The sequence below is a fragment of the Sphingopyxis sp. Root154 genome (assembly GCF_001427105.1).
Taxonomy (GTDB): domain Bacteria; phylum Pseudomonadota; class Alphaproteobacteria; order Sphingomonadales; family Sphingomonadaceae; genus Sphingopyxis.
In genome coordinates this window covers 299,520-321,991 of the sequence record NZ_LMGI01000002.1, presented here as the reverse complement: position 1 = coordinate 321,991, position 22,472 = coordinate 299,520, and the positions used below count along the sequence as shown (strand labels likewise).

Annotated in this window: 22 protein-coding genes and 1 tRNA gene; 14 read left to right on the top strand and 9 right to left on the bottom strand. The window is 65.9% G+C overall.

What is annotated here, in order from left to right; all coding sequences use genetic code 11:
• Nucleotides 1–6 precede the first annotated feature (6 nt).
• From ASD73_RS07225 to ASD73_RS07215, 3 genes are read left to right on the top strand one after another with little or no spacing between them, the layout of a single operon-like run.
• Nucleotides 7–729: a ParA family protein gene (locus ASD73_RS07225; protein WP_037518907.1), complete on the top strand. Its 723-nt coding sequence runs from the start codon at nt 7–9 to the stop codon at nt 727–729.
• A 17-nt stretch (nt 730–746) separates the two neighbouring features.
• The gene (locus ASD73_RS07220; protein ID WP_056371043.1) at nt 747–1,439 is read left to right on the top strand and encodes a hypothetical protein; all 693 of its coding nucleotides are present in this window, start codon (nt 747–749) and stop codon (nt 1,437–1,439) included.
• A 22-nt stretch (nt 1,440–1,461) separates the two neighbouring features.
• Complete coding sequence (locus ASD73_RS07215) at nt 1,462–2,865, top strand: SPOR domain-containing protein (RefSeq protein ID WP_056371041.1); 1,404 nt, start codon at nt 1,462–1,464, stop codon at nt 2,863–2,865.
• Between the two features lie 99 nt (nt 2,866–2,964).
• On the opposite strand, the gene ASD73_RS07210 is transcribed toward ASD73_RS07215, so the two are convergent.
• From ASD73_RS07210 to ASD73_RS07185, 6 genes are all read right to left on the bottom strand, one after another.
• Nucleotides 2,965–4,161 carry a hypothetical protein gene (locus tag ASD73_RS07210; protein WP_235534228.1) on the bottom strand — a complete coding sequence of 399 codons (1,197 nt, stop codon included), beginning with the start codon at nt 4,159–4,161 and terminating at the stop codon, nt 2,965–2,967.
• Between the two features lie 152 nt (nt 4,162–4,313).
• The gene (locus ASD73_RS07205; RefSeq protein ID WP_056371036.1) at nt 4,314–5,537 is read right to left on the bottom strand and encodes a dihydroorotase; all 1,224 of its coding nucleotides are present in this window, start codon (nt 5,535–5,537) and stop codon (nt 4,314–4,316) included.
• Nucleotides 5,528–6,523, bottom strand: coding sequence for an aspartate carbamoyltransferase catalytic subunit (locus ASD73_RS07200; RefSeq protein WP_056371035.1), 996 nt, complete (start codon nt 6,521–6,523; stop codon nt 5,528–5,530). Before ASD73_RS07200 ends, ASD73_RS07205 begins: the two co-directional genes overlap by 10 nt.
• Before the next feature lie 13 nt (nt 6,524–6,536).
• Nucleotides 6,537–6,854: a DUF1294 domain-containing protein gene (locus tag ASD73_RS07195; RefSeq protein WP_235534227.1), complete on the bottom strand. Its 318-nt coding sequence runs from the start codon at nt 6,852–6,854 to the stop codon at nt 6,537–6,539.
• On the bottom strand, nt 6,851–7,312 hold the full coding sequence (gene ruvX / locus ASD73_RS07190) for a Holliday junction resolvase RuvX (RefSeq protein ID WP_056371033.1): 462 nt from the start codon (nt 7,310–7,312) through the stop codon (nt 6,851–6,853). Before ruvX ends, ASD73_RS07195 begins: the two co-directional genes overlap by 4 nt.
• A gap of 15 nt (nt 7,313–7,327) precedes the next feature.
• A complete protein-coding gene (locus tag ASD73_RS07185) occupies nt 7,328–8,617 on the bottom strand; it encodes a DUF3089 domain-containing protein (RefSeq protein WP_056373323.1) in 1,290 nt (429 codons plus the stop codon).
• Nucleotides 8,618–8,820: 203 nt separating this feature from the next.
• Here ASD73_RS07185 and ASD73_RS07180 point away from each other — a divergent pair, with 203 nt between their 5' ends.
• The 8 genes from ASD73_RS07180 to ASD73_RS07145 all read left to right on the top strand — a co-directional run bounded on the left by ASD73_RS07180 (nt 8,821) and on the right by ASD73_RS07145 (nt 17,315).
• Nucleotides 8,821–10,593: a DUF4153 domain-containing protein gene (locus tag ASD73_RS07180; protein WP_056371031.1), complete on the top strand. Its 1,773-nt coding sequence runs from the start codon at nt 8,821–8,823 to the stop codon at nt 10,591–10,593.
• Nucleotides 10,594–10,774: 181 nt separating this feature from the next.
• Nucleotides 10,775–11,077 (top strand): Asp-tRNA(Asn)/Glu-tRNA(Gln) amidotransferase subunit GatC, encoded by a 303-nt coding sequence (gatC, locus tag ASD73_RS07175; RefSeq protein WP_056371029.1) that lies wholly within the window; start codon nt 10,775–10,777, stop codon nt 11,075–11,077.
• Nucleotides 11,077–12,558, top strand: coding sequence for an Asp-tRNA(Asn)/Glu-tRNA(Gln) amidotransferase subunit GatA (gatA, locus tag ASD73_RS07170; RefSeq protein WP_056371027.1), 1,482 nt, complete (start codon nt 11,077–11,079; stop codon nt 12,556–12,558). The genes gatC and gatA overlap by 1 nt, the downstream gene beginning before the upstream one ends.
• A 1-nt stretch (nt 12,559) precedes the next feature.
• Nucleotides 12,560–14,026, top strand: coding sequence for an Asp-tRNA(Asn)/Glu-tRNA(Gln) amidotransferase subunit GatB (gene gatB / locus ASD73_RS07165; RefSeq protein ID WP_056371025.1), 1,467 nt, complete (start codon nt 12,560–12,562; stop codon nt 14,024–14,026).
• Nucleotides 14,027–14,121: 95 nt separating this feature from the next.
• A complete protein-coding gene (locus ASD73_RS07160) occupies nt 14,122–14,598 on the top strand; it encodes a hypothetical protein (protein ID WP_156407318.1) in 477 nt (158 codons plus the stop codon).
• A 16-nt stretch (nt 14,599–14,614) separates the two neighbouring features.
• Nucleotides 14,615–15,946 (top strand): amidohydrolase family protein, encoded by a 1,332-nt coding sequence (locus tag ASD73_RS07155; protein WP_056371021.1) that lies wholly within the window; start codon nt 14,615–14,617, stop codon nt 15,944–15,946.
• Between the two features lie 98 nt (nt 15,947–16,044).
• Nucleotides 16,045–16,509 (top strand): hypothetical protein, encoded by a 465-nt coding sequence (locus ASD73_RS07150; protein WP_056371018.1) that lies wholly within the window; start codon nt 16,045–16,047, stop codon nt 16,507–16,509.
• A complete protein-coding gene (locus ASD73_RS07145; RefSeq protein ID WP_156377327.1) occupies nt 16,506–17,315 on the top strand; it encodes a hypothetical protein in 810 nt (269 codons plus the stop codon). The genes ASD73_RS07150 and ASD73_RS07145 overlap by 4 nt, the downstream gene beginning before the upstream one ends.
• Here ASD73_RS07145 and ASD73_RS07140 read toward each other — a convergent pair.
• A complete protein-coding gene (locus tag ASD73_RS07140; RefSeq protein WP_056375974.1) occupies nt 17,275–18,960 on the bottom strand; it encodes an amidohydrolase in 1,686 nt (561 codons plus the stop codon). The genes ASD73_RS07145 and ASD73_RS07140 overlap by 41 nt on opposite strands.
• 155 nt (nt 18,961–19,115) lie before the next feature.
• On the bottom strand, nt 19,116–19,313 hold the full coding sequence (locus tag ASD73_RS07135) for a hypothetical protein (RefSeq protein ID WP_056371013.1): 198 nt from the start codon (nt 19,311–19,313) through the stop codon (nt 19,116–19,118).
• Nucleotides 19,314–19,505: 192 nt separating this feature from the next.
• On the opposite strand from ASD73_RS07135, the gene ASD73_RS07130 reads away from it, so the two are divergent.
• A tRNA-Leu gene (locus ASD73_RS07130) sits at nt 19,506–19,590 on the top strand.
• Between the two features lie 87 nt (nt 19,591–19,677).
• Nucleotides 19,678–21,285, top strand: a complete 1,608-nt coding sequence (tig, locus tag ASD73_RS07125) for a trigger factor (RefSeq protein ID WP_056373321.1) — start codon at nt 19,678–19,680, stop codon at nt 21,283–21,285.
• A gap of 148 nt (nt 21,286–21,433) precedes the next feature.
• Here tig and ASD73_RS07120 read toward each other — a convergent pair whose 3' ends face one another.
• Complete coding sequence (locus ASD73_RS07120) at nt 21,434–22,051, bottom strand: DNA-3-methyladenine glycosylase family protein (RefSeq protein ID WP_056371011.1); 618 nt, start codon at nt 22,049–22,051, stop codon at nt 21,434–21,436.
• 101 nt (nt 22,052–22,152) lie between these two features.
• On the opposite strand from ASD73_RS07120, the gene ASD73_RS07115 reads away from it, so the two are divergent.
• On the top strand, nt 22,153–22,470 hold the full coding sequence (locus ASD73_RS07115) for a 2Fe-2S iron-sulfur cluster-binding protein (protein WP_056371008.1): 318 nt from the start codon (nt 22,153–22,155) through the stop codon (nt 22,468–22,470).
• Nucleotides 22,471–22,472: the final 2 nt, after the last annotated feature.

The window sequence follows — 22,472 nt, the reverse complement described above, 5'->3', positions numbered from 1 at the left end:
AACGCAGTGCGCGTATTGGCATTGGCTTCACAGAAAGGCGGGTCGGGAAAGACCACGCTGTCGGGGCACCTGGCGGTGCAGGCGCAGCTTGCGGGCGCCGGCCCCGTCGTTCTGATCGACATCGATCCGCAGGGCTCGCTCGCCGACTGGTGGAACGAGCGCGAAACCGACCTTCCGGCGTTCGCCCAGACCACGGTCGCCCGGCTGGCTTCCGACCTCGAAATCCTGCGCCAGCAGGGCTTTAAACTGGCCGTCATCGATACGCCGCCGGCGATCACCATGGCGATCCAGAGCGTGATTTCGGTCGCCGAGCTGATCGTCGTCCCGACCCGGCCCAGCCCGCACGATCTGCGCGCCGTCGGCGCCACCGTCGACCTGTGCGAACGCGCCGGCAAGCCGCTGGTGTTCGTCGTCAACGGCGCGACGCCGAAGGCGAAGATTACCAGCGAAGCCGCGGTCGCGCTGTCGCAGCACGGCACCGTCGCCCCGATCACGCTACACCACCGCACCGATTATGCCGCGTCGATGATCGACGGCCGCACGGTGATGGAAGTCGATCCCAACGGACGCTCGGCCGACGAGATCAGACAGCTGTGGACGTATATGAACGACCGCCTCGAAAAGAATTTCCGCCGGACCGTATTTGCCGCGCCGTTGCCGACACAGGGCAATTATGGCGCGGTTCGCCCGATGGGTGGTGGCTTCGGCCGCCGCATCGCTGGCCAGTGACGGGAGGTATAGGAACCATGGGCGAACCCAAACCCCTCGCATCGCTGAGCGCCGGACTGCTTGCCCGCAAGGGCGGAGCGCGTCCTGCCATGCGCCGCCAGCCGCTCGGTAGCGGCCCCGCGCCTCTCAATCCCGGCGGTTACGACGACCTCGGCTGGAACGACATGGGTTATGATGTCGATCCCGACCAGTCGGCCGAACCGGCGCGGATGCTCGACCTGAAGCCGCTGCTCACCGGATCGGTGCTGGCGCATAATGTCGAGGCCGAACATGCGGTCGACGACAGCGTCGGTCACGAACTGACGCCGGAATTTTCGGCCGAATATACCGGCGAACCGATCGGGCTGACCGAGGATTATGGCGTCGACCAGTTCGAGGCCGAAGCCGCCGAGGTTCCGGAAATCGTCCGCCAGCAGGAATCGCTGATCGAGCGCGTCGCTGCGGTTGCGCGGAAGGTCGAGGCACGTCCGGCACCCGCTCCGAAGAAGGAAAAGGCACCGCGCGCGCTCCGTGCTCGCGAAAAGGCCGCTTTCACGCTGCGCCTCGATGCCGAGCGCCATCTGCGCCTGCGCCTCGCAAGCGCGGTGACGAACCGGTCGTCGCAGGTGATCCTGACCGACCTGCTCGACGAATATCTGGCTTCGCTGCCCGAAATCGACGCGATGGCGAGCCGCTTGCCTGCCACGCGCCCGGTGCGCGGACAGCGCTGAAGAGAAAAGAGGGGGACCCGTCATGAACCGCAAGATGCTGATGAACCTGGCCGTTTCGGGTTTTGTCCTGAGCGTGGCCACCGGATGCAGCGGCATGGGCAAGATGGCCGACGCGCCGTCGCGCGCCGCCGGCAAGCCCGCGATCGCCGCCAAATCGGCCGACCAGGCGCGCGTTGCGCTGGAAGCCGGGAAAGCCAGCAAGGCGGTCGGTCTGGCCGAAGCCGCGGTTGCGGGCAGCCCGCGCGATGCAGGTTATCGCGCGCTGCTGGGGCAGGCGTATCTTAATGACGGGCGCTTTGCATCGGCGACCGCGGCGCTGACCGAGGCGATCGAACTCGGCGCGAGCGACGGTAATACGGTGCTTTCGCTGGCGCTCGCGCAAATCGCGCAGAACAAGAATGCCGATGCCGTTGCGCTGCTGACGCAGCATCGCGCGGCGGTGCCGGCGTCGGACCTCGGGCTGGCGCTGGCGCTTGCGGGCGATAATGAAGGCGCCATCTATGTGCTGAGCGAAGCCGCGCGCGCCCCAGGCGCCGGGGCACGGACACGGCAGAATCTGGCGCTGGCGTTTGCGCTGTCGGGCCGCTGGGCACAGGCGCGAATCCTCGCTTCGCAGGATCTGTCGATCGCCAAGCTCGAAGGGCGGATGGCCGAATGGTCGAAGCTGGCCGAACAGCCCGATGCGCAGATGCGCGTTGCGAGCCTGATCGGGACGAAGGTGCGGCACGATGCCGGCATGCCGGTCCAGCTCGCGCTCAGCAATTTCGGCGCCCCGCAAATGGCCACGGCCGAGCCCATGGTCCAGCTCGCGAGCGCAGATCCGGCGCCGGTCGCAGACTATGCGCCGCCGCCGCCGGTGCTTGCCCCCGTTCTTGCCGACGCGAGCAGCGCGATCCGCAGCGTCGAACTGCCGATGCCCGTGCGGGGCGCCGATGGCGTCGTGCCGGTGACCGAATTGCCGCAGCCGAAACCGGCGGGCGAAGTGATCCTCGCCGATGCGGCGCCCTATCGCGCCGCACCGCGCGTGGCGGGTGAGGGGCGTATCCGTCCCGCACAGCAGCAGGCGATCGAGCTTGCCACCGTGCTGATCCCGAAGGCGATGGGTTTCGACGCGAAGAAGCCGACCGGCTGGGCGGTGCAACTGGGCGCCTATGACAGCCTGGGCATTGCCAGGGAAAAATGGGGCAGCCTGAAGAAACGCAACGGCGTTCTCGCGAACTTCCCGGCGTCGAGCCACGCCGCGACGGTGAACGGCCGCAATTTCTATCGCCTGACGGTGAACGGCCTCGCGACACGCGCCGACGCGGCGAGCCTGTGCAACCAGCTGAAGGCGCAGGGCCAGACCTGCTTCATCCGTGCGATGGGCGGCGGCGAGGCGATCCAGTGGGCGTCGAAGACCGGCCCGATGCGGCTCGCTTCGCGCTAAAAGACTTTACCCGGATAAGGGGGAGGGGCGTGGCCGCGAGGCCGCGCCTCTTTTGTCTTGGCCCGCCCGGTCCGTGAGGTCTCGGGCGGGCCAAGGCTTTTATGATCCTGCCGATCCAGCCATGTTTTTGGCGACGGGAGCAGGAACAACCTCGGTCACTCCGGGGAAATCCATGCGCGTCATCACCTGTCCGGCGCAGCTGTAGGTCGCGCGATTTTCGATCCGGGCTTCGACCATCCGCGCCGCTGCATCGGGCTGAAAACCCGCCATTGCGGCCTTGGCTTCGTCGAAGTTGCGCGCATAGCCCATGCCGCTGTGCTCGCCACCCGTTGCCAGTTTTGCGCCGAGAAAGGGAGACGCGTCGGCGAGATAGGCATATTCGCCTGCCTTGATCTCAAAAGCCGGAGCGCCAAAGCAATTGGTTGTGTTGGGTAGAACCGTACCCACCGCATCGGTTTGCAAGACATACCAACCCGGGGTCAGCTTCACGACCTGCAATTCATAGGCCGACTTCTTGTCCTTGCTGACAAATTCGCTGCCATAGGTGGTGCGATCGCCTTTTTTCTTCCAATCGCGCGGCTGATAGAAAAGGTCGCCATTTTCACGGTCGAAACGGCGGATCTGGACGCGGCCGGACCGTCCCGCGCTTCCGGCATCGTTGCGGCGGAACGCGATGACCAGCGCGCCTTCATTGTCCGCAAGCGCTAGCGGTGCTTTGGGATCGACTTTCTTGCCCAGAAACAGCGACGGCGGGCCGGCGAGCGTGCCGCTCATATTCAGCTTGTCGTCCGCCACCGGCGTGAAGCTGGTCATTTCGGTAATGTCGCCGTCGACCGTCTGCGCGCCAACCACGGTTTCGAAATAGCTTTGCCGTTCGGCGTCCGGCATGGCGGCGACCTTCGCGGCCTGCGCGGCAGGAAGGTCCACCAGGCGCCATCCCTTGATCAGCAAGCAGTTTTTCCGGTTGGCGCGGCGCATCTGGCCTTCGACGATGGCGGCGCCGATGGCCGCACCGATTCCGCTGCCGATACCCGCAGCAAGCGGCGAGATCGCGGGGTTGTACATCGCGGGATCATAGATCGGCACCGATCCGGCCGGTGTCTGGGACCCGCGTGCGATCAAACGGCAGCTTTGCCAATCGGCGTTATATTCCGCGCGGCTGGCGCCCGGCTTGTTGTAAAAGCGACTGTCCTTGAGATCACGCGCAGCATCTTCGGCAATTTCCTGGGCCATATCGGCATCGGTATCAGCCTCCTGCGCCGCAACCGGCTGCGCGATCAGTGCGGCAGCCGTCAAAAACAATATCGCCTTTTCCATATTCGCTCCCCCTTTAGCCCCGAGCCGAAGCCCGAGACTTCTGTGATGGGATCGGCGGAGGTCGTCAATCGGTTAAGTCGGCGGTATTTCTGTAGCGGTCGAAGGATTTAGGGCGGCTAGTCTTGCGGAGTCTAGCGAATGCGCAACCCGCCCTTCCACATCATCGTCGCGCGGCCCTGGACGGGCATGCCGTCGAAGGGGGTGTTGCCGGCCCAGGCGGCCATCTTCTTGGCGTCGACCTGCCACGGCGTACCCTCGTCGACGAGGATGAGGTCGGCTTCCTTGCCCACCGCGAGTTTGCCGGCGTCGACGCCGAGCAGGCAGGCGGGAGTGGCCGCGAGCAGTTCGAACAGGCGGCCGGGCGAGATATGGCCGTCGCGCACGAGACCGAGGCCGAGCGCGAGCAGGGTTTCGGCGCCCGCCATGCCGGGCAGAGCTTCGGCGAAGGGCAGGCGCTTGTCCTCGGGGCCCCGCGGGTCGTGGCCCGAGGCGAGGATGTCGATCGTGCCGTCGGCGATCGCGGCGAGGCACGCGTGGCGATCGTCCTCCGACCGGAGCGGCGGCGACAGGCGCGCGAAGGTACGGAAATCACCGATCGCGGTGTCGGAGAGCAGCAGGTGCGCGGGGGTGATGCCGCAGAGGACGGGTAGCCCCTTCGCCTTGGCGGCGCGGATCAGGTCGAGCCCGCGCGCGGTGGTCACTTGCCGGAAGTGGACGGGCGCGCCGGTCTCCTCGACGAGCGCGAGGTCGCGTGCGATCGCGATCGCCTCGGCGATGGCGGGGGCGGAGGCGAGGCCGAGGCGCGTCGCCATCTCGCCGTCGGTCGCGACCGCGCCGGCGGTCAGCCCTTCATCCTCGGCGTGGATGATCGTGACGAGGCCGAGCGAGGCGGCGTAGGCGAGGACGCGGCGCATCACGCCGCTGTCGGTAATGCGGGCGCGGCCGGTGGCGATGGCGCGCGCGCCCGCCTGTTTCATCAGGCCGATTTCGGCGAGTTCCGTGCCTGCGAGCCCTTTCGTTGCGGCGGCGAGCGGGTGGACCCAAAGGTCGGGCTTGCCGCCCTTCGCGGCGCGCTCGACGAGCCCGGCGCCGTCGAGCGGGCCGTTGTCGGGCATCAGCGCGGCGCGCGTGATGCCGCCGAAGTGAAAGGCGGGCTTGTCGGTCGCGAAGACACCGAGGTCGATGATGCCGGGGGCGAGCCACTGGCCCCTGGCGTCGACGGTCTCGGCGCCGTCGGGGATGTCGGTCGGATCGATGGCGGCGATGCGGCCGTCGGCGACGAGCAGGCTGCCGGGGCGCGGCGTGTCGCCGTCGACCAGCAACGCGCCCACGATGTGGAGCGGTTTCAGTTCCATCCGACGACTCCCCGCTTGCGGCGCGTCAGGATGTCGAGGCAGGCCATGCGCACCGCGACCCCCATTTCGACCTGTTCGGTGATCGTCGAGCGGACGGGATCGTCGGCGACGCTGCTGTCGATTTCGACCCCGCGGTTCATCGGGCCGGGGTGCATGACGATGGCATCGGGTTTCGCTTTTTCGAGCCGCTTGGGGGTTAGGCCGTAGAGCGCGTGATATTCGCGGGCGCTGGGCAGGTAGGCACCGTCCATGCGCTCGTTCTGGAGGCGGAGCATCATCACGACGTCGGCGTCCTTGATGCCTTCGTCCATGTCGGTGAAGGTCGTTACATGCATGCGATCGATCGCGGGCGGGGTGAGCGTCGGCGGCGCGACGACGCGCACTTCGTTGCCGAGCAGGGTCAGCGCGAGGATGTTCGAGCGCGCGACGCGGCTGTGGAGGACGTCGCCGCAGATCGCGATCGTGAGCCCCTCGACGCGGCCGAGGCGGCGGCGGATGGTGAGCGCGTCGAGCAACGCCTGCGTCGGATGTTCGTGGCGGCCGTCGCCCGCGTTGAGCACGGGGCAGTCGACCTTGTCGGCGATGAGCTGGACCGCACCCGAGCTGCCGTGGCGGATCACCATCGCGTCGGCGCGCATCGCGTTGAGCGTCATCGCGGTGTCGATCAGCGTCTCGCCCTTCTTCACGCTCGATTGTGCGGCGTGCATGTTGACGACGTCGGCGCCGAGGCGCTTGCCCGCGATTTCGAACGACAGAAGCGTGCGCGTCGAATTTTCGAAAAAGGCGTTGATGATCGTGAGCCCGGCGAGCCGGTCGTCATGCTTCGCGGCGCCCGAGCGGTTGAGATCGACCCACTCCTCGGCGGCGTCGAGGACGTAGCTGATCTCCCATGGGGTCAGCTGGGCGATGCCGATCAGGTGGCGATGGCGAAAGGCATCGCCGCCGGGCGGATAGTCGCTGGCGGGTCGGAGTGTGGAGCTTGTCATTAAAGCCGAGCGTCTACGCAGACGGGGGTAAATAAGCAAGCACCGCGGCGACGATCGGCTTGAGCAAATCGAGCGCCCAAAGCCCGAGCAGGACGATTTCGGCGGCGCAGAGCAGGACCATTTTTGCCGCAAAGGGCTGTTTGCGCGTCTTGTGCCGGACGAGGCGCGAGGCCGCGCAAGTGCCGATGGCGCCGCCGAGCCAAGCCCAGCCGAGCAAAGTGCCTTCGGATATGCGGCGCGTGCCCGCCTCGGCGCGGCGCTTGTCGGCGACCATCAGGCCGAAGGCGATGCCGTTCGCGACGCCAAGCCAGATCAGGATATATTCGCTCAACCCCGCGTCATCGCGTCGATCGCGCCCTGAAGGATGAAGGCCGCGGCGGCGCTGTCGACGCGTTCGGCGCGTTTGGCGCGGCTGACGTCGGCGGCGATCATCGCGCGTTCGACCGCGGCGGTCGACCAGCGTTCGTCCCAGAGGAGGAGGGGGAGGGCGAGCGGGGCGAGGTTGCGCGCGAAGGCGCGGGTGCTTTGGGTGCGCGGGCTGTCGGTGCCGTCCATATTGAGGGGGAGGCCGACGACGAGGCCGACGATGCTGTGCTGCGCGATGAGGGCTTTCAGGGCCTCGAGATCAACCGAGAATTTCTTGCGGATGATCGTCTTGTCGGGGGTCGCGAAGCTCCAGTTCACGTCGCAGAAGGCGATGCCGATCGTCTTGGTGCCGACGTCGAGCCCCATCATGCGGCCGCCGTTCGGGAAGTTGGCGGCGAAGTCGGGGGCGGCGGTGGTGATCATCGAGCGGGACCCGGATCAAGTCCGGGGTGACGAAGGTGGGGGAGCGGGCACAGCGGGAGGAGGCATCGGCGCCGCGGCGGGCGGCACCGGCGACGGTTTACCTTCGTAAGTCGCGAGGCGGCGGAGTGCGTCGGCGCGGACGTTCGCCCAGAAGAGGGTGATGTCGTAGACGTGGTAATTGTTGCCGGGGAGCACATAGCCCGCGACGACATATTTTTTCGCGATGTCGGCATCGCCAATCATCAGGAAACCGCGCGTGTCGTCGCATTTCGCGCCGATCTTGCCTGCGATCAACGACCCGCTCTTGAAACCTTCGGTCGGCTTCAGCGTGCCGATATTCCCCTCGGGCGGCGCTTCGGTGTCGGGGATGCCGGTGAGCGGGTTGGTGCAGAGCATCCGCGTTTCGGCGCGCGGGCGGCCGTCGAACCCGATCGTGCCGTCATAGGCGGCGGTGACCATCGCGGGATCGGCGGGCTCGGCGAAGGTCGCCCAGCCGACGAGGCAGCCCTTTTGTTCGGGGGTCTGGCAGGCTGGAAGGCCGAGCCCGGCGATGTCGGTGTCGAGACTGACCGGCCAGCCGATGACGTACGCCGCGACGATGCGCTTCGCGAGCGGCGTGCCGGCGATCTTGTTTTTGAGCAGCGTGGTGAGGTGGAGCGCGCCCTGGCTGTGGCCCGCGAGGATGATCGGCTTGTTCTTCGGCTGCGCGGCGAGGAAGGCGTCGAACGCCTCCTCGACGTCGCGGTAGGCCGAATCGATCGCCTTGCCCGCGGTCACGCGGTCCTCGGCGAGGAAGGCGCCGAGCGTCGCCTGGCGGTAGCGCGGGGCCCAGATTTCGCCGGCGTCGGCAAAGGCGCTCGCCATGCCCTGCACGAAGAGATTGGCGCGGTGGTCGGAATCGCGATCCTCGAGCGGGGCGTTCCAGCTCGAGCGGCTGTAATAGCTGGTCGGGTGGACAAAGAAGACCGCGGCGTCGCCTTTCGGCGTCGCGGCTTCGGTCGCGGTGGGCGCGGCATTGGCCGGAGGGACGAGCTGGTCGCCCGTTTTGGTGTCTTCTGTGCCGGGGGTTTCGCTGCCGTCGGCGGCGGGGCGCCAGGCCGACGGATCCTTGTCCATGCCCGGGCGCGCGAACCACATTTTCGGATCGTCATAGGCGTTGGGGGCGACCGCGGCCTGAGGTTTGAATTCGGTGCTGGGGACGAAGGCGGTGCGCGCGATCCAGCCCGGGAAGAGCTGGTACACAACCCCGGCAGCGACGATCAGCAGGATGATGGCGGCGATGATGTAGAGGAATTTGCGGGCCAAATGGGGTTCCATACGGTCGGGGGAGACGGATTGCGGGCCTCTCTAGCCGCTCCCGTGCCCGCCTACAAATAACTCGTCATGCCGAACTCGTTTCAGCATTCATGGTCTTAACTCGTGTCCATAGGCGATGGATCCCGGATCGGGTCCGGGGCAGGCTCTGAAACAAGTTCAGGATGACGAGGTTACGGGATAGATTGAGGTCCATGACCGACACGACCGCACCCGCCGCACCCGATTCGTCCGCCCGATCGTCGCGCGTTTCGGCGCGTCTCGACGACAATGACCTGCCCTGGCCGCTGCGCCCGTGGATCATGGCGGCGATCTGCGCGGCGGCGGGCCTGGCGTTTCACCTGTTGATCAGCCATCACTATGACGACGCGCTGGCCGATTGGCGGAGCGCGCTGGCGACCGGCGTCGCGGCCGCGGCGGTGGTGTTCGTGCTCGGCGTCGAGCTTCGGCGCTGGCGCTGGGCATTGGGATTCTCGCTGATCTGGGGCGTGATCCTCGGGCTGATCGCATGGCAGACCGCGGCGTATAATATTCGGGGAAATCCGGTCGAATGGCCGTTCTGGTCAGGAATCCTCGCGGTGCTCGTCGCGACGCCTTTGTTCCAGACGCGGCGCGATGTCGCGCCCGACTGGCGGTTCTGGAAGCTTTGGCAGATGCCGTATGAGCGGCTCCACAGCCATGCCTGGACCGATGCGGTGATCGGCGCGGCGAGCCTCGCGTTCGTCGGCATCACCTTCCTGCTCGTCGTGTTGATCGGGCAGATGTTCAAGCTGATCGGGATCAACCTGATCTTCGACCTGCTGAACGACGAATGGTTCGGCTGGATGCTGGCAGGCGCGGCGTTCGGCGGCGCGGTCGGCCTGCTGCGCGAGCGCGACAAGCTCGTTTCGACGCTGCAGCGGCTGGTGATGATGGTACTCGCGGTGCTGGCGCCGGTGCTGGCGGTCGCGCTGGTGCTGTTCCTGCTCTCGCTGGCGGGGACGGGGCTGCAAAAGCTTTGGGATTCGGGATTTTCGACAGCGGCGGTGATGATGGGAGTCGCGGCGTTCGCGGTGCTGCTCGCCAATGCGGTGATCGGCAACGGCAGCGACGACCGCGCGACGAACCCGATGTTGCGTTGGGCGGCGCCGGTGCTGGTCATCGCGGTGCTGCCGCTCGCGGGGATCGCCTTTTACTCGATGCATTTGCGCGTGATCCAGTACGGCTGGACGCCCGAGCGCATCTGGGGGGTGATCGCGGCGATGATCGCGCTGGCTTATGGTCTCGCGGGAGTGTGGTCGGTGGTGAAGGGGCGGCGCGGTTTCGATGACTGGCTGCGGCCGCTGCAACAGAAACTGGCGATCGGGCTGGCGCTGCTTGCGCTGTTCCTCGCGCTGCCCATCCTCGATTTCGGGGCGATTTCGACGCGCGACCAGCTGGCGCGGCTGAAATCGGGGGCGACGCCGGTCGAGAAATTTGACTGGGCGGCGCTGGCCTATGATTTCGGGCCGAGCGGGCGGGCAGCGTTGAAAGAGCTGGAAAGATCGCCGTACAAGGCGCGCGCCGATGCAGCGAAAGCGGCGCTGGAAGCGAAGAATCGCTGGGATTTGACTGGGCCGGATGGGCCGACGTTGCTCAAGCCCTTTGCCGAGCGGCTGCGCGTCGTTCCGGCGGGTCGCCCGCTGCCTGCCGAGGCGCTGGAGCGCGTTGCGGCGAGCTATATGTGCAGCCGCGCGAAAGCGTGCGTCGCGGTGTGGCTCGATGACAGGAGGATCGGTGTGCTGGGCCAAAATGCGCCGGGCGAGTCGCTCAATTTCGATTTTGTGACGCAGAATGACGCGGGGCAGTGGGTGCAGGGCGATTGGGCCAAGGCCGCGCCGGCGAAAAAGCAGGACGTCGATCTGTCGAAGGCGCGGATCGACGTGGAGACGGTGCAGCAACGCCGCATATTGGTAGATGGCGTGCCGGAATCGGGGGCATTCGAATAAGTAGCTGCGCGAACGATTTTTTCCTCGTCATTCCCGCGAAAGCGGGAACCCGGTTCGCCCCGCGCTGGGGGGGCCCGCTTTCGCAGGGATGACGAAGGTTTTTGGCGAGTTTGGCTGGCCACACCTTGAAGCGTCGGAACGGGGATGCTAGCGGCGCGGCTTCGTTAAAGTTAGGGCGATCATGTCAATCGATCAGGCAACAGTGAGGAAAATTGCGTCGTTGGCGCGCATCGCGATCAGCGATGCCGAAGCGGCCGCGATGGAAGGCGAATTGAACGGGATTCTGGGCTGGGTCGAGCAACTCGGCGAGGTCGATGTGACCGGGGTCGAGCCGATGACGGCGGTGATCCCGAACACGCTGCGGCTGCGCGACGATGTCGTCGATGCCGACCCGCTGACCGGCGGCGGCCGCCGCGACGATGTGCTGGCGAATGCGCCGGCGGCGATGCACGGCTTCTTTGGCGTGCCCAAGGTGATCGAATAATGACCGACCTTACGAATCTTACTGTCGCGCAGATCCGCGACGGGCACCGCGCGGGCGATTTTAGCGCCGTCGAAGTGGCAGAGGCGTTCAATGCCAATGTCGCGGGCGCGAAGCTGCTCAATGCGTTTATCGTCGAGACGCCCGAGCATGCGCTCGCCGCGGCGAAGGCGGCCGATGCCGACCGTGCGGCGGGGACGCTGAAGCCGCTGTCGGGCGTGCCGATCGGGATGAAGGACCTGTTCGCGACGAACGGCGTCCAGACGACCGCGGCGAGCCACATGCTCGAAGGCTTCGTCCCGCGCTATGAATCGACGGTGTCCGCGAAGCTGTGGGACGCGGGTTGCGGCATGCTCGGCAAGCTGAACCTCGACCAGTTCGCGATGGGGTCGTCGAACGAGACGAGCTATTTCGGCAATGTGATCAGCCCGTGGAAGCGCAACGACGGCGGCAATGCCGCGCTCGCGCCGGGCGGGTCGTCGGGCGGCAGCTCGACCGCGATCGCGGCGCGGCTGTGCCCCGCGGCGACGGGGACCGACACCGGCGGCTCGATCCGCCAGCCCGCTGCCTTTACTGGCATTTCGGGGATCAAGCCGACCTATGGCCGCTGCTCGCGCTGGGGGATCGTGGCGTTCGCGAGCTCGCTCGATCAGGCGGGGCCGATGGCGCGCGACGTCAGGGATTGCGCGATCATGCTCGAGAATATGGCGGGCTTCGATCCGAAGGATGCGACGAGTCTCGATATGGCGGTGCCCAATTGGGAAGCGGCTTTGTCGAGCGATCTCAAGGGCAAGACGGTCGGTATTCCCAAGGAATATCGATTGGAGGGCATCGACCCCGACATCGACGCGATGTGGGATGCCGGCATCGCGATGCTGAAGGATGCAGGCGCGGACGTGGTCGAGATCAGCCTGCCGCACACCAAATATGCGCTGCCGGCCTATTATATCATCGCGCCCGCCGAAGCGTCGTCGAACCTCGCGCGCTATGACGGCGTGCGATACGGTTTGCGCGACCTGCCCGACGGTGCGGGGTTGCAGGACATGTACGCCGCGACGCGCGCCGACGGCTTCGGGCCCGAGGTCAAGCGCCGCATCATGATCGGTACCTATGTGCTCTCGGCGGGCTTTTACGACGCTTATTACACGCAGGCACAAAAGGTTAGGACGCTGATTGCACGCGATTTCGAACAGGCGTTCGGGGTGTGCGACGTGATCCTCGCGCCGACCGCGCCGTCGGCGGCGTTCGGGCTGGGCGAGAAGATGGCCGATCCGCTGGCGATGTACCTCAACGACGTGTTCGCAGTGCCTGCGAGCCTCGCCGGACTGCCCGCGATGTCGGTCCCCGCGGCGCTGAACCGCGAAGGGCTGCCGCTGGGGCTGCAGATCATCGGTAAGGCGTTTGACGAGCAGGGCGTGCTGAACGCCGGGCTGGCAATTGAAGAGCGGGCGGGCTTCAACGCCCGCGCGGAGAAGTGGTGGTAAAATGAGCGATTATCGCATCAAGGGCGAAACCGGCGAGTGGGAGGTCGTAATCGGCCTTGAGGTCCATGCGCAGGTTACCTCGAACGCCAAGCTGTTCTCGGGCGCCGCGACGGCGTTCGGGGCCGAGCCGAACACGCAGGTGTCGCTGGTCGACGCCGCGATGCCGGGGATGCTGCCGGTGCCGAACCGTGAGTGCATCCGCCAGGCGGTGCGCACGGGCATGGCGATCGAGGCGCAGATCAACAAATATTCGCGGTTCGACCGCAAGAATTATTTTTATGCCGATCTGCCGCAGGGTTACCAGATTTCGCAGCTTTATCATCCGATTGTAGGCGAGGGTTCGCTGACGATCGCAGCCGATGAAAAGGCCGGGATTCCGACCGACAAGGCAATCGGCGTCGAGCGCATCCATGTCGAGCAGGACGCCGGCAAGCTGATGCACGACCAGCATCCGACGATGTCGTACGTCGACCTCAACCGCTCGGGTGTCGCGCTGATGGAGATCGTCTCGCGCCCCGACATGCGTTCGCCCGCCGAGGCCGGCGCATACGTGCGCAAACTGCGTTCGATCCTGCGCTATGTCGGGTCGTGCGACGGCAATATGGAAGAGGGCTCGATGCGCGCCGACGTCAATGTCAGCGTGCGCAAGCCCGGCGACGAATTCGGCACGCGGACCGAGACGAAGAACGTCAATTCGGTGCGCTTCGTGATGGCGGTGATCGAAGGCGAGGCGAAGCGTCAGGTCGAACTGATCGAAAGCGGCGGCACGGTGGTGCAGGAAACGCGGCTTTACGATCCCGACCGCAACGAGACGCGGTCGATGCGGTCGAAGGAAGATGCGCATGACTATCGCTACTTCCCCGATCCCGATTTGCTGCCGCTGATCCTCGACGATGACTTTCTCGCCGAGTGCCGCGACAGCCTGCCCGAACTGCCCGACGCCAAGCGCGCGCGCTATCTGGCGGCGGGGATTTCGCCGTATAACGCCGATGTTCTGACCGCCGAGGTCGAGGCGGCGCGCTGGTTCGATACGTTGCTCGATGCGGGCGCGAAACCCGTCGCGGCGGCGAACTGGGTGACGAGCGAATTGTTTGGCGCCTTGAACCGCATGGGCCGCGATATTTCGGATTCGCCGGTTTCGCCCGAGCATGCCGCCGAACTGCTGGCCCTCGTCGCCGATGGCACGATTTCGGGGACGATCGCCAAGGCGGTGTTCGAAAAGATGCTCGAAAGCGGCGACGCCGCGGGCGTCATCGTCGAGCGCGACGGGTTGAAGCAGACGAGCGACACCGGCGCGATCGAAGCCGAAATCGCCAAGATCCTGACCGCCAATGCCGACAAGGTCGAGCAGTATAAGGGCGGCAAGGAAGCCTTGTTCGGCTTCTTCGTCGGGCAGACGATGAAGGCGATGCAGGGCAAGGCGAACCCGCAGGTCGTCAACGAACTGCTCAAGAAGGCGCTGGGCTGACCGCTCGCCAAGTGATCGAGTTCACAGCGAATTCAGTTGCTTCGATGTCATGGGTATTGAAATGATGCCGGTATGACGACGAAGGACGGATGATGATGAAACGGGCTTTGGTTCTGGTTGGTGGTGCGCTGGCGCTGAGCGGCGCGGCGAGCGCGGCGGGTGTGCCTGCGGTGAACGACGGTTATGACTGGGCGATGCGCGTCAACGACGAGGACCGCGCGTCGAGCGCCATCCTTGCCTATGAAGTCGACGGCACCGACGATCAGCCGTTGAACTTCACCTGCGAAGAGGGCGGCAACCGGATTTTTGCCGGTATCTCGGGCAATTCGCCCGACCTGACCGCAATCGAACTGGTGTCGGGCGATGCAACGCTGCGCGTGATCGGGACGACCGAAGTCGACGAGATGCCCTATTTCTCATCGGACGAAATTGCCGGGGATTCGCCCTTCATCCGCGCTTTTGCGGCCAATGGCTGGCTGCGCATGACCGACGGTCGCGGGACGATGGACATGGCGGCGAGCGCGGGCGGCAAGCAGGTGATAAGGCGCTTTGTCACCTTCTGCACCGGCTGACGCGCGCGGGCCGGCGGTGCTGCGCGCGCTCCTGACGCTGTGGCTGATGCTCGCCTGCGTTTTCGCGGCGCGAGCGGAGACGATCGTCTTCACCGATGTCAATGTCGTGCCGATGGACCGCGAGCGTGTCATCCCGCGCACGACGGTGATCGTTACCGATGGCGTGATCGCGAGCATCGGACGCATGGCGAAGCTGCCCGCGGGGACGCCGGTGATCGACGGCAAAGGCGCGTGGCTGGTGCCGGGGCTGGCCGATATGCACAATCATGTGACGAGCCGCGACGATCTGTCGCTGCTGCTCGCCAATGGCGTCACGACGATGCTCAACATGGGCGAGGCGACCAACGCGTTCGCCCGGCGAACGCGGATCGCGGTGAACAAGGGCGAGGTGCCGGGGCCGCAGATCTTCACCGCCTTCGTCGTCGACAGCGACCCGCAATATGGGCATTTCGTCGTGCGGACGGCCGACGAGGCGCGCGCGATCGTGCGGCTGGCGAAGACCAACGGCTACAGCTTCATGAAGGTCTATACGAACCTGTCGGCCGAGGCGTTCGCCGCGCTCGCCGACGAGGCGAAGCGCCAAGGGATCGGGATCGTCGGGCATAATGTGAAGGCGGTCGGGCTTGCGAAACAGCTCGCGGCGGGGCAGTCGATGATCGCGCATGTCGAGGAATTTTTCTACGGCTTTTTCCCCGAACCGCCCGGAGCCGACCCGAACGCGCCGCCCGCCGACGCGTGGATCGCCGAGGCGATCGCGCTGGTGAAGGTGCATGACGCGTTCGTCACGTCGGACCTGTTCAACTATCGCACCATCGCGGCGCAATTCGGCGAGCCCGAGGTGGTGAAAGCCTATCTGGCGGCGCCCGAGGCGCGCTATCTGTCGCCCGCCGACCGGCTGGCGTGGGCGGGGTCGGGCTATCAGAAAAAGGCGGTCGACCTGTCGCGGCGCGTGACGTTCGAGGCGCGCTTCGTGAAGGCGATGGCCGACGCCGGGGCGCCGCTGATCGCCGGCGGCGACGCGCCGACGATCCCGGGGCAGGTCCCGGGGTTCGCGCTGCACGGCGAGATCGATGCGATGCTGAGTGCCGGGCTGACGCCGTGGCAGGCGCTGTCGGCGGCGACGCGCACGCCGGGCGCGTTCATCGCGAAGACGGTGCCGGGGACGGCGAAGTTCGGCGTCGTGGCGCCGGGTTATCGCGCCGACCTGTTGCTCGTCGCCGACAATCCGCTCGAAAAGCCGGCGACTTTGCGGGCTCCGCTGGGCGTGATGGCGAATGGGCGATGGTATGATCGCGCGGCGCTGGACGCGATGCTGGCCGAGGTTTCGGCGCGGCGCGCTGTCCCCTGATTCTGCACGGGCAAGGCACCGAAATCGGACGATAATCCGGCTTGCGGAATCGCCCGGTACGGCGCATTCAGCGCAGAGGATGAGGCCGGGGGGCGTCGATGAAATCGCTATTGTGTATCGCTGTACCGATCGCGACGCTGGCGTCGTCGCCCGCAGCCGCGCGCGACTATTATTTTTTCAACAAGCCTGGCGTCGACCGGCAGGTCTATCTGGAGGACCGGCTGGCATGCGACGCGCTGGCTGGCGGGGTCGCGCGCATTTCGCCCGACACCACCGCGATGAACCAGCAGATATGGCAGAACCGGAATCTGACGATGGGGCAGTCGGCCGCAGCGGCGGGAATCGCTGGTCTGCTAGTGGGGCTCATGGCGGGTAGCGAGAACCGGCGGCTGCAATGGCAGGTCGAGCGCATCTGCCTCGCCGACAAGGGCTATCGCCGGTTCGAGATGGACAAGGCCGAGTGGAAGACGATCGAAAAGACCGAAGATATGGCGGAGCGCATCGATAAATGGTTCGCGCTCGCGTCGGGCGCGACGCCGCAGGGCAAGGAAATGTACGAATGACAGGGATGATGCGCGCGTTGCTGGCAGCCGGGCTGTTGACGCTGGCCCCGCCCGCCGGGGCGAAGATCAAGTCGGCCGATCAGATGAAGACCGAGAAAGCCTATCTGCTCGTCCAGATCGAACCGGTCGAATTCCAGATGATGGGCAATAACCGCCTGGTGACGGGTGTGATCTTTGCGCCCTATGATCCGGTGACGAAACAGACCCGCGAGAACCTGCTGGCTCGGAGGGACCCGGTCGCGAAAGACGGCAAGCGGCGGCTCTATCTGATCGAGGTCGATCCGGGGACCTGGGTGATCGCGGGAACGGGAGGAAGCGATTCGCAGATGGGATCGGCCGACACCAGCTTTTCGCTCGGCAGCTATCATTTCGATGTCCATGCGGGCGAGCTTGTCGATCTTGGCGTCTTCGTGCCGCAACGCGAGGAATCGGACAATCCCGATACAAGGATGAATACCGGCAACGTCCTTGGAATGGCCTTGTTCGGCGCGAGTGTCGAACCGGTGCCGAACCGGCTGACGGTTCGTCCTCGTGGTACAGATGATCTCGTGATCCCGGCATGGCTTGCGGTAAGGCCGCTGGTGCAGCCGGCGTTCGTCTATGGCGGCACCTTCGGCAACAATCTGGGAGGGCTGGTCAATCGCATCGATGGCAAGGCGGGACGCGGCCGGACCGCAGGCGCCGCAGCCTATCTGTCGAAGCCGGGACAGCCGGCAGTCGAGGTCCCGTCTTCCGGGTCCGCGATGGAACCGGCGAGCGCCCCTGCTAGCGTGGAGCCGCCTGCCACACCGTCCTCCCTTCCTTGATCGTCGAGAGGACGCGGATGTCCTTGATGGCGTCCACCGGCGTCGCCAACGGGTTCTTGTCGAGGATGACGAAATCGGCGAGCAGGCCGGGCTTAATGCGGCCTTTGCGGTCTTCCTCGAAGACCTGCCACGCGGGGCCGGTGGTAAGCGCTTGTAGCGCTTCGTAAGCGTTCATGCGCTCGCTAGCGCCACTCACGACGCCGGTGGGCGAGACGCGCGCCATCGAGGTCCAGAGCATGAAGCGCGTGTCGAGCGGGGTGACGCTGTAATCGCTGTGGTTCGATGCGATGAGCCCCGCGGCGCGCGCCGAGCGGAAGGGGCTGATGAAATCGACGACCTCCCCCGGAAAGTTGGTGCGGTGGACGTCGGCCCAATACCAGACGTGGTTCGAGAAATAGGCGGGGCCGACGCCGATGCGGGCGTAGGCCGGAAGCTGGTCGCGGCGCTGGAACTGCGAGTGGATGACGATCGGGCGGCGGTTGTCGGCGGCCTTGATGCCGAGCGCGTCGAAGCCCTTGATCGCCATGTCGATCGCAGCGTCGCCATTGGCGTGGACGAAGAGCTGCCAGCCGCGGCCGTTCGCCTTGCGCGCCAGCCCAAGAAACTCCGTGTCCGACATGCCGGGATGACCGTGCCAGGGATGATCGCCGGCGGGGCTGCCGCGCGCATAATCGCGCGTGAAATAGCCGGTGCGCGCCTGCACCGATCCGTCGAGGATGAACTTGATCCCCTGCAATTTCACATGGTCCTGATAGACGCCGAACTTGCGGTCGGGGCCCGCGAGCAGCGCGTCGAGCTCGGTGTAGACGGGGAGCAGGGCGAGGTCGATCTTGAGCCGATCGCGCGCCGCGGGGCTGGTCAGGAAGGCGAGGTCGGCGCGCTGCGTCGCGCCGTCCTGCGCGTGGGTATAGCCCTCGGCGAAATAGCGGCTCTGCGCCGCGTCGAGCGCCGCGAGCTTCTGCTCGGCACTGGGCTGCGGCAGTTTGGCGAAGAGGAGATACATCGCCTTTTCGAGCAGGACGCCGTTCAGCTTGCCCGCGTCGTCGCGCAAGATCATCGCGCCGGGGGGAACGGGGGTGCTTTCGTCGATACCCGCGGCGGCCAGCGCGGCGCTGTTCGCGACGGCGCCGTGCAGCGAAACGTGAAAGACGACGATCGGCCGGTCGCTCGCCACTGCGTCGAGTTCGGCGCGGGTGATGTGCCGCTTTTCCGCGAGCGTTTCATGGTCATATTGCCAGACAACCACCCAGCCATCCTTGGGGAGCGCGCGCGCGGCGATATGATCGCGGATCGCGCCTTGCAGGCCAGCGATGTCGGCGACTGGGGGCCCGCCGCCATCGCGCAGGTCGAGCCCGCCCGCCATCATCGTCGCAAGGGTGAAATGCGAATGGGCGTCGATGAAGCCGGGGAGCAGCGTGGCGCCCTTGAGATCGCGGATCGCGGCGTCTTTTCCGGCCGCCTTGCGGGCCTGCTTTTCGGGGCCGGCGAAGGTGATGCGGTCGCCGGTCGTGACGACCGCCTCGACGGTTTGCGGGGTGTCACCGTCCATCGTGATGATCGGGCCGCCGCGGTAGAGCGTGGTGTCCTGCGCGGTGGCGATGGTGGTGGTTGCCAAAAGCAGTGCGACAGCGGCAGCGAATCTCATCTATCTCTCCCCTTCGTCGCATCGTGCGGAGGGCGACGAGAGAGGTCAAGTATTCCTGAGCAATCTAACCTTTGGCATTCCCGCGAAAGCGGGAATCCCGCTTTTGATACATTAGCGGGATTTCCGCCTTCGCGGGAGTGACGAGGGAAGCGCCGTCAAACCTGTTGCGGCGGCACCTCGTCGGGCCCGCGGCCGGGCTGGTCGATGTCGCCGCCACCGGGGCGGCCGGGGATTTCGCTGGGCTGGCCGGCGGGGTCTTCTTGCGGGGTCGGTTGCGTCGGCTGCTCGGGCGGCGACTGCGGTTCGATCGTGTCGGGCTTGGGCTTGGGAAGCGGGTCGGGGGTATTCGTCATTGTCACTCTCCTTGAGTTAACCAACGAACGGGCGCGGTGCATGTTCCGACGGCGGGCGCCGAGCATATGTTCCGCCAGCGGAACGCGGGGCTTTGTGCCCTTGCCCTCGGCGACGCGTCTGCTATAGCCCCGCGCGGCCCGCACGGGCGTGCGCGGCAGCGCGCGATTTCGTGCACCCGGCCGAAAACACCTGCGGGCGTGGCGGAATTGGTAGACGCGCTGGTTTTAGGTACCAGTATCGCAAGATGTGGGGGTTCGAGTCCCTTCGCCCGCACCAATCTGCAATGCAGGCCGGGATCATGGGGAACTCCGCCGCTCTGGCGGGGTTCGATACGAGATTTTGAGCAAGGATAAGACCAAGGCAATGAAGACCGTCGAAACGCTGAACGAAGGCCTGAAGCGCGAATATCGCGTGACCATCACCGCCAAGGATATCGACGCGCGCGTCGACGACGAGGTGAAGAGCATCGCCCCGACCGTCCGCATGCCCGGCTTCCGCCCCGGCAAGGTGCCGCCGAACCTGATCCGCAAGATGCACGGCCCGGCGCTGTCGGCCGACGCGCTCAACAAGGCGATTGACGCCGGCGTGCGCGACCTGATGGCGAAGGAAAAGCTTCGCCCCGCGCTGCAGCCCGCCGTGTCGCTCGACGAAGGCTATGAAGCCGGCAAGGACGCCGAACTGACCGTCAGCCTCGAAGTGCTGCCCCAAATCGAAACGCCGTCGATCGACGGTCTGAAGCTCGAACGTCTGACCGTTCCCGCCGACGACAAGGCCGTGATGGCCAAGATCGAGGAATTCGCCGCGCAGATGAAGCGCTTCGAAGAGGCGCCGAAGACCAGGAAGGCCGCCCAGGGCGACCAGGTCATCATCGACTTCGCCGGCAGCGTCGACGGCGTCGCCTTCGACGGCGGCACCGGCGAGGACATGGCGGTCGAAATCGGTTCGGGTCAGCTGATCCCGGGCTTTGAAGACCAGCTCGTCGGCGTCAAGACCGGCGACGAAAAGGTGCTGAAGGTCAGCTTCCCCGACGATTATCCGGTTGCGGACCTCAAGGGCCAGCCCGCCGAATTCGCCGTGACGGTGAAGGAAGTGAAGGTTCCGGCCACGTCGAAGATCGACGACGAGTTCGCCAAGACGCTTGGCCTCGAAAGCCTCGACAAGCTGAAAGAGCTGATGAAGGACCAGGTCGAGCAGGAACTGAACGGCCTGACGCGCACCTATATGAAGCGCAAGCTGCTCGACCAGCTCGCCGCCGCGCACGACTTCGACGTGCCGCCGACGATGGTCGAAGCCGAGTTCAACCAGATCTGGCAGCAGCTCGAGCATGAAGTCAGCCACGAGGAAGATCCCGAAGCGGCGAAGGCCGAACTCGAGAACGACCGCGACGATTATCGTGCGATCGCGGTGCGCCGCGTCCGCCTCGGCCTGCTCCTCTCGGAAATCGGCCAGGCGCATGGCGTCCAGGTGAGCAGCCAAGAAATGTCGCGCCTGATCGCGCAGGCGGCGCAGCAGTATCGCCCCGAAGACCGCACGCGCTTCATCGAATATGTCCAGCAGGACGCGCTCGCCGCGGCGCAGCTTCGCGCCCCGCTCTATGAAGACAAGGTCGTCGACTTCCTGTTCGAAAAGGCCGAGATCAGCGACCGCGAAACCACCCGCGAGGAACTGGAAGCCGCAATCGAAGCCGATGACGACAGCGGCCACGTCCATGGCCCGGGTTGCGGCCACGACCATGACCACGACCACAAGCCGGCGAAGAAGGCTGCGGCAAAGAAGCCCGCTGCCAAGAAGGCCGACGTGAAGGAAGAGGCCAAGGCCGAGGAGGCTCCCGCCAAGAAGGCACCGGCGAAGAAGACCGAAGCCAAGACGGAAGAAAAGCCCGCCGCGGCGAAAAAGGCTGCTCCGGCGAAGGCGGCCGAAGACAAGCCCGCTGCCAAGGCTCCGGCCAAGAAGGCTGCGGCGAAGAAATAAGCTTCGGCTGACGATCAAAAAAAGGCCGGGTGGAGGATGCTCCACCCGGCCTTTTTTTTGTATCACGTCGCCCCTGCGAAGGCGGGGCCGCTGGCAACCTTGCGCTACACCGATCGCGGCCCCCGCCTTCGCGGGGGCGACGATATGATCAGATCACGTCCATATTATAGCAATGCCAGCTGAAGATCGCTGCGGCCCCACGGTGCGGGCGCCAGGCCTCCGCCAGTTCGCGCGCCTGTTTTTCGCTCGGCCGCGTGCCGAGCTGGAAGATGCGGCCGACGGCTTCCTGCACCGCGAGGTCGCCCGCGGGCCAGATGTCCGGACGCCCCTCGGCAAACAGGAGGTAGATTTCGGCCGACCAGCGGCCGATGCCCTTGACCTTGGTAAGTAGCGCGATCGCTTCCTCGTCGTCGGCGGGGAGGGCGTCGAACTGGAGCTCGCCGTCGAGGATCAGCTGCGCAAGACTCTTGGCATAGCCTTGTTTCTGGCCCGACAGGCCGCACGCGCGCAGCGTGTCGAAGTCCGCGGCGGCGACCGTCTCGGCGGGGCAGCCCTCGCCGAACTGCGACTCCAGCTTGTTCCAGATCGAGTTGGCCGCGGCGACGCTGACCTGCTGGCCGACGATGGTACGCAGCAGCGTCGCATAGCCGCGCGCGCGGATACGGGGTTCGGGGTAGCCGACATTGCCGAGCGCGCGCGCGACGTTTGAATCCCGCGCCGCAAGCGCATCGATTCCCGCGTTCAGCTGCTGCTGGCTGAGACCCATCGCATATTCTCCTTTTGTTCCTTTAGCTATCACTAGCAACGCTTGATTTGCCGCGCAACGCGCGACATAGCGCCTGCAACAAGAAACCTATGGGGACTAGCATGGCCAAGCTGATTGTCGTGACGCGTGACGGGACCGAGCATGAGATCGAGGGCGATACCAGCCTGACGGTCATGGAAAATATCCGCGACGCCGGGTTCGACGAACTGCTCGCGCTGTGCGGCGGTTGCTGCTCGTGCGCGACCTGCCATGTCCATGTCGAAGCCGGCGCGACCGACCAGCTGCCCGCGATGAGCGAGGACGAGAACGACCTGCTCGATTCGACCACCGACCGCGACGACGCCTCGCGCCTGTCGTGCCAGCTGCCATTCAGCGACGCGCTCGACGGCCTCCGCGTGCGGATTGCCGCCGAGGACTAAGC